Source organism: Desulfonatronospira sp., assembly GCA_003563255.1.
Classification (GTDB): domain Bacteria; phylum Desulfobacterota; class Desulfovibrionia; order Desulfovibrionales; family Desulfonatronovibrionaceae; genus Desulfonatronospira.
In genome coordinates this window covers 1-6,054 of record PWSL01000174.1, presented here as the reverse complement: position 1 = coordinate 6,054, position 6,054 = coordinate 1, and the positions used below count along the sequence as shown (strand labels likewise).

Genomic DNA, 6,054 nt, shown 5'->3' with positions numbered 1-6,054 from the left:
TTTCGCTGTAGTGCTAAGACGTCATGATCATTTATTCTTCCAGAGAGTTAAAAGAAAAATTCCATCAGCTGGGCCCGGACGATATCTTTGTAGGGCACCTGAGCTTCGCACCGGGAGAAGAGTTGAAAATCCTGGACCTGCTTCATCGCGGAGTGAGTTTTTACCCTTCAGTACTGTGCAGTTTTCTAAGCCGCTCCAAGGTAATGCAGGCAGAGGTGCTCCAGGCATTCATGCTCCCGGATACATTTGTCGCCTACCGCAGCGCAGATATCTGTCGCAATTTTTCCAGGTATGCCAGGCACGGGTCCATTATCAGCAAAAGGGACCGCAAGCACCTGGGCATGGGAGTGGGACGCTGGTCATCACTGGAAGAACTGCAGAAGCTGGACTCCCTGGGCGCCCTGCCCTTTCCACTGGTTATCCAGCCTTTTCTTGAAAACGCCCGGGACTTCAGGGTCATAATAATTGATGACCATGCAGAAGCCTACGAAAGATCCAACCCGGATAATTTTCGCAAAAACCTGGCCCAGCAAGGTACAGCCTCCCCTGTTGACCTGTCCCGGGACCTGTACGAATTCTGTATGCAGGTCATGCAGCGCGGAGATTTTCCTTATGCCCTGCTGGATATCCTGCAAAGTCCGGGCGGGGAATTGTTTCTTTCGGAAATCAGTTTAATGGGGGGCTTGTCAGGTTCAAGGATAGGCCATGAAGGCTACCTGAACCACAAAAAAAAGTTGCAGGAAAAATTCCTGCGCCGGCAATCACATGAGGGGGCATGATTTTGTACCCCTCCACATCTACTTGACTTACCCGCCAAAAGTAAACAAAACCAGCTTTGGATAAGAAACCGATAATCTATCTGCTTAACGAATTTGCAGTGCCAATCAACATTTACGGAGCATGCCATGATCGCAGTTTTGAACTACAGGGCCGGGAACCTGACCAGCGTAAAAAGGGCCCTGGACCACGAAAATATACCCAGTGCCATAACAGACGATGCAGAAAGTCTTGCCCAGGCCCGGGGCATAATATTCCCTGGAGTGGGAGCTGCCGGTTCAGCCATGCACAACCTCCGAAACAGCGGCCTGGATAAGATTCTCAAGGAGCTGCTCGCCCGGGGCAAACCCATGCTGGGCATATGCCTGGGCTGCCAGATCATACTGGACAAGAGCATGGAAAACCATGCCTCCACCCTCTCCATACTCCCTGGCAGCTGTGAGCGCTTTCAGGATGAACTGCAGGACGAGCACGGCGATCCCATTAATATTCCCCACATGGGCTGGAATAACGTCAACCTGGTCAAGCAATGTGAACTTTTTCAGGATGTGCCCCGGGAAGCTGAGTTTTATTTTGTGCATAGTTATTTCCCGGTACCGCACAAGGACCTCGTAATAGGTGATACCCACTACGGCCGTGAATTCTGCTCCGTGTTCGGCAGGCCGGGCTTGTGGGCCATGCAGTTTCATCCTGAAAAAAGCGGGCGGCCCGGCCTGAAAATCCTGAACAATTTTTATAAGTACTGCATGAATGCTTAGCACTACAACGACACTTTGTGTTAATTATTGCCTCAGCCACCGGGGACAGGCACTTTTGGCGAACTCAAACCGTAAAATGGCTGGGTTCTCGGCGGCAAAAGAGCCAGTCCCCATGCGACATGCAAAGCTAAACAGATACATAACTATTATCTCTCAAGGTATACATCAAGACCGAGGAAAACCATGTTGAGCAAGAGAGTAATTCCCTGCCTGGATGTTCGAGACGGTAAACTTACAAAGGGCATTAAATTTAAAGGCAATGTCGAGATCGGTGACCCTGTTGAGACTGCCAGGCACTATTACGAGCATGGAGCCGACGAGATAGTATTTTATGACATCACGGCTTCGGCCGAGGCCCGGGGAATCATGCTGCAGGTGGTGGAAAAGGTGGCGGAGACCATTTTCATTCCCTTTTCTGTTGGAGGCGGGATTGCCAGCCTGGAAGACATGCGAGCCGCCCTGCTGGCCGGGGCGGAAAAGGTCTCGGTTAATTCGGCTGCCGTTAAAAAACCTGAAATCATTTCACAGGGCGCAGAGGCTTTCGGTTCCCAGTGCATCGTAGTAGGCATGGATGTCCTGCGGGTGGAAAAGAGCCCACAATGTCCCTCCGGCTACGAAATAGTTATCCACGGGGGCCGCAGGCGCATGGGAATGGATGCCTTGTGGTGGGCGAAAGAGGTGCAGAAGCTGGGGGCCGGTGAGATCTGCCTCAACTCCATAGACGCGGATGGAACCAGGGATGGCTATGAATTGAAACTAACCAGGCTTATCGCCCAAAACGTGCGCATCCCGGTTATTGCCTCCGGCGGGGCAGGCAACCCGGAACATATGGTTCAGGCCGTTACTCAGGGCCGGGCATCAGCAGCACTTATCGCTTCCATCGTGCATTACGGGGAATACACCATTCAAGAAGTCAAAGATTACATGCACCAGGCAGGGGTCAAGGTACGCAGGACCTGGTAATAAAGGGTCAGGCCTGGTAGGTTCCGCTGCGCCCCCCGCTTTTATGCACCAGTCGGCAGTCTTCTATAACTATGTCGCGCTGCACCGCCTTGCACATGTCGTAAATGGTCATGCAGGCGGTCTGGGCCGCAACCAAAGCCTCCATTTCCACTCCGGTGGCTGCGGTGGTGCGGGCTTCCGCTTCCACGACTATCCGGTTTTCATCCTCCTGCACATCAAAACGTACATCCACGTAACTGAGAAACAGAGGATGGCAAAGTGGTATCAGATCCCCGGTCTTCTTGGCGGCCATAATTCCGGCCAGCTTTGCGGTCACCAGCACGTCCCCCTTGGGCAGAGCCTGCTTTATAAGCATCTGCATGGTTGCGGGCGCGAGCCTGACCACGCTTCTCACCAGTGCCCTTCTATCAGTCTGTTCCTTGGTTCCAACATCCACCATGCTGACCCGGCCTTGCTGATCCACGTGAGTCAGCTGATCTCCCATAAAAACTCCTATTCTCCCATAACCCGTTTAAAAAAACGCTTGACCTTGTGCCCGGCCTTTTCCTTTTCCAGGTTTTCAAATTCCTGGAGCAATTCTTCCTGTCTTTTGCTGAGTTTGGTGGGAGTCTTGACCTGCACCTGCACCAGCAGATCCCCGCGCTGGGAACCGCCTGGGTAAGGCAGTCCCATGCTGCTGAGTTGAAACACCTTGCCGCTCTGGGTGCCCTTGGGGATTTCCATGGAAATGGGGTCATCCAGGGTGGGCACTTCAACCTTTCCTCCAAGGGCAGCCTGAACAAAGGTGATCTCTACCTGGGTAACCAGGTCCTGGCCCTGTCTCTTAAAGGTATCGTCCTCTTCCACGAAAATAACAACGTACAGGTCTCCAGCAGGGCCGCCGTGATCTCCGGGTTCGCCCTCGCCGCGCAGCCGCAGGCGGCTGCCGTTGTCCATTCCGGCGGGCACCCGGACCTTCAACTGTTTGGAGACCTGGACAATCCCCAGGCCCTTGCACTTTTTACAGGGATTGGTGATGAGCATGCCCTGACCCTGGCAAACGGCACAAGGCATGGCCACCCGGAAAAATCCCTGGGAGCGGTGCACCTGTCCACTGCCACCGCAATGCCTGCAGGTCTCGGCCGAATATCCCGGTTCTGAACCCTGACCGGCACAGCGGTCGCATTTTTCCCTCTTCGGCAGTTCCAGGTTAACTTCCGTACCCTTGGCGGCTTCGCGAAAAGAGACGGTCAGATTGTAGCGCAGATCTGCTCCCGCCCTGGCCCTGGGACCGGAGCGGCGACCTCCAAAACCGAAAAAATCCCCGAAAATATCTGAAAAGGAATCAAAAACATCTTCAGTGCTCCGAAAACCATGGTATCCGTTGCTGTCCATTCCGGCATGCCCGAAGTGGTCATAGCGCTGGCGTTTTTCAGGGTCGCTCAGCACCTGGTAGGCTTCGGAAGCTTCCTTGAACATGGTTTCCGCTTCAGGGTCATCCGGATTGCGATCAGGATGATATTTAAAAGCCATTTTGCGATAAGCTTTTTTTATCTCCTCATGGTCCGCTTCGCTGGAGACCCCCAGGATATCGTAGTAATCCCTTTTTTCAGGCATGCCTACCCCACCTTGATTCCTGCTTTTTGAATGGACTTGGAAGGAATAACCTTACCAGCCGCAATCTCCCTCAGGCTGGTGACAACATCCTTGTTTTTGCTGTCAATCAGGGGCTTGTATCCCTCCCGGTACTGCTTGATCCTTCGAACCGACATCTGTACCAGCAAAAACCGGTTATTTACCTGTTCCAGACAGTCTTCTACAGTAATTCTGGCCATGGCCCACCTCGCAAATTAATACCCTTTAATATAGTTAGTTCAGACTCAACAATACTACAGCGACTCTTTATTTGAACTCGAAGGGGACTGGCTCTCACCCGCACTTATTTTTTCGCTGATGTGAAGATCATTACTGAAAAATAAGTGCGGGGAGAGTCAGTCCCCATGCCACATGTAAAGCGCTTAACAGGTACTTAAACCCTGCAAATCAACCTTGACGCGCTGCAGATAAACGTAGTTATATAACTGCAAAACACCATTCAGGTCAAGGACAAAAATGTATGTGCAAGTATCTGTTTAGCGCTTTTAAGCAAAGCAGGGGTCAGGCAGCTCCGGGACCCAATTGAGCATCCTTTTGTGCTTAAAATGACTCATTTTCTGGGACAAGCGGGTCCCGGAATAGCCAGTCCCCGTGCCACATCCAAAGCGCTAAACAGATACATGTGCAAAGATTTTTACGGGCAAAGACCGTCATCAATACCGAGGAATCGTGACCAGCAGTGGGTCCTCGGTGGTGATTACCGGCCGGATCCCTGCATGGTTGCGTGGAATCAGGATTGCCATACAGACACTTTATTATTAGAATCGGATTTCAGGCTGTCAATCGGCCTATCTGTTCAACGTTTTGCAGGTCGCAGAAAAAGGCACATTTTTTGTGCAAGCGCTAAACAAATTTATTTTCCTGGTATAAACAGCACCTTCAACTGACTGTTTGCAGGCGCATCATGAAAGACCCGAAGGTATCTTTTCAGCGCTTTGCATGTAGCACAAATAAGTTTCGTTGTAGGGCTATTAACTCTCCAGTTCCATGGGATTTAGAAAAAAGCTCAATTACGCCCAGAAAATTTGCCTTGGACGCTGTGGACGGCTGATGCAGCAGACCGGCATGCTCAGCCCCGGGGCGCGCATAGGCGTAGCCGTGTCAGGCGGTGTTGACAGCTGGGTTCTGGCCCGGGTCCTGATGTTGCGAAAAAAAATCGTTCCTTTTTCCTTCGAGCTGATCCTTTTGCATATAAATCCAGGATTTGAGCCGGACAATCATCATCCCATGGAAAAATGGCTGCAGGCCAATCCCCTGCCTGCTCATATCCAGCTTTCAGACATAGGACTACAGGCCCATAAACCCGGCAACACGAAGTCTCCCTGTTTCCTGTGCTCCTGGAACAGGAGAAAAATCCTCTTTGACCTCTGCAGGCGATACAGTTTAACTCATCTGGCCTTTGGGCATAATGCCGAGGATCTGGCCGCCACTTTTTTTATGAACCTCATTCAGAACTCCAGGGTGGATGGTCTTGCAGCCAGAGAAGACTTTTTTCAGGGGCGGCTGACCATTGTACGGCCTCTTTTGCTGGTGGAAAAAAAAATCATTCGCAATGCCGCCGGCAGGTGGGAACTGCCTGTATGGAAAAACCCCTGCCCCTCTGCAGGACAGAGTAAAAGAACCGAAATGGAAGGTATGCTGGATATTATATCCAGGGGCGACAAAAAAACAAAACAGAATATTCTGAATGCTTTTAAGCGCTGGCAACTTGACTTGGCCTGCAACTTAAAATAGTTCGTATCTGTGTATCTGTTTAGGCGCTTAGTACAAATTTCAAACTAACATGTTGGTCGTAAAAATCGGAGGGGGACTTTCCCAAGTGGGATAAGAGCACTGCATTATCTTGGGTTGCGGGCATGGCCAGCGTTAGCATGGTTTTATGCTCAAAAAGCCTGAATTTCTGGGACAAGCGGGTCCTGGA

7 protein-coding genes are annotated in these 6,054 nt (G+C 51.4%); 4 read left to right on the top strand and 3 right to left on the bottom strand.

Going from position 1 to position 6,054, the window contains the following annotated elements; all coding sequences use genetic code 11:
- Nucleotides 1–23: 23 nt before the first annotated feature.
- The 3 genes from QZP87_RS05020 (at nt 24) to hisF (ending at nt 2,498) form a co-directional block, all read left to right on the top strand.
- Complete coding sequence (locus QZP87_RS05020) at nt 24–779, top strand: hypothetical protein (RefSeq protein WP_291321825.1); 756 nt, start codon at nt 24–26, stop codon at nt 777–779.
- Nucleotides 780–905: 126 nt separating this feature from the next.
- A complete protein-coding gene (gene hisH / locus QZP87_RS05015) occupies nt 906–1,535 on the top strand; it encodes an imidazole glycerol phosphate synthase subunit HisH (protein ID WP_291321824.1) in 630 nt (209 codons plus the stop codon).
- Between the two features lie 183 nt (nt 1,536–1,718).
- Nucleotides 1,719–2,498 carry an imidazole glycerol phosphate synthase subunit HisF gene (hisF, locus tag QZP87_RS05010; RefSeq protein ID WP_291321823.1) on the top strand — a complete coding sequence of 260 codons (780 nt, stop codon included), beginning with the start codon at nt 1,719–1,721 and terminating at the stop codon, nt 2,496–2,498.
- A 7-nt stretch (nt 2,499–2,505) separates the two neighbouring features.
- On the opposite strand, the gene moaC is transcribed toward hisF, so the two are convergent.
- The 3 genes from moaC to rpoZ are packed head-to-tail and all read right to left on the bottom strand — an operon-like array spanning nt 2,506 to nt 4,312.
- Nucleotides 2,506–2,982, bottom strand: coding sequence for a cyclic pyranopterin monophosphate synthase MoaC (moaC, locus tag QZP87_RS05005; protein WP_291321822.1), 477 nt, complete (start codon nt 2,980–2,982; stop codon nt 2,506–2,508).
- Between the two features lie 8 nt (nt 2,983–2,990).
- Nucleotides 2,991–4,094: a molecular chaperone DnaJ gene (gene dnaJ, locus QZP87_RS05000; RefSeq protein ID WP_291321821.1), complete on the bottom strand. Its 1,104-nt coding sequence runs from the start codon at nt 4,092–4,094 to the stop codon at nt 2,991–2,993.
- A gap of 2 nt (nt 4,095–4,096) precedes the next feature.
- On the bottom strand, nt 4,097–4,312 hold the full coding sequence (rpoZ, locus tag QZP87_RS04995; protein ID WP_291321820.1) for a DNA-directed RNA polymerase subunit omega: 216 nt from the start codon (nt 4,310–4,312) through the stop codon (nt 4,097–4,099).
- Between the two features lie 808 nt (nt 4,313–5,120).
- On the opposite strand from rpoZ, the gene QZP87_RS04990 reads away from it, so the two are divergent.
- The gene (locus tag QZP87_RS04990; protein WP_291321819.1) at nt 5,121–5,867 is read left to right on the top strand and encodes a tRNA 2-thiocytidine biosynthesis TtcA family protein; all 747 of its coding nucleotides are present in this window, start codon (nt 5,121–5,123) and stop codon (nt 5,865–5,867) included.
- Nucleotides 5,868–6,054: the final 187 nt, after the last annotated feature.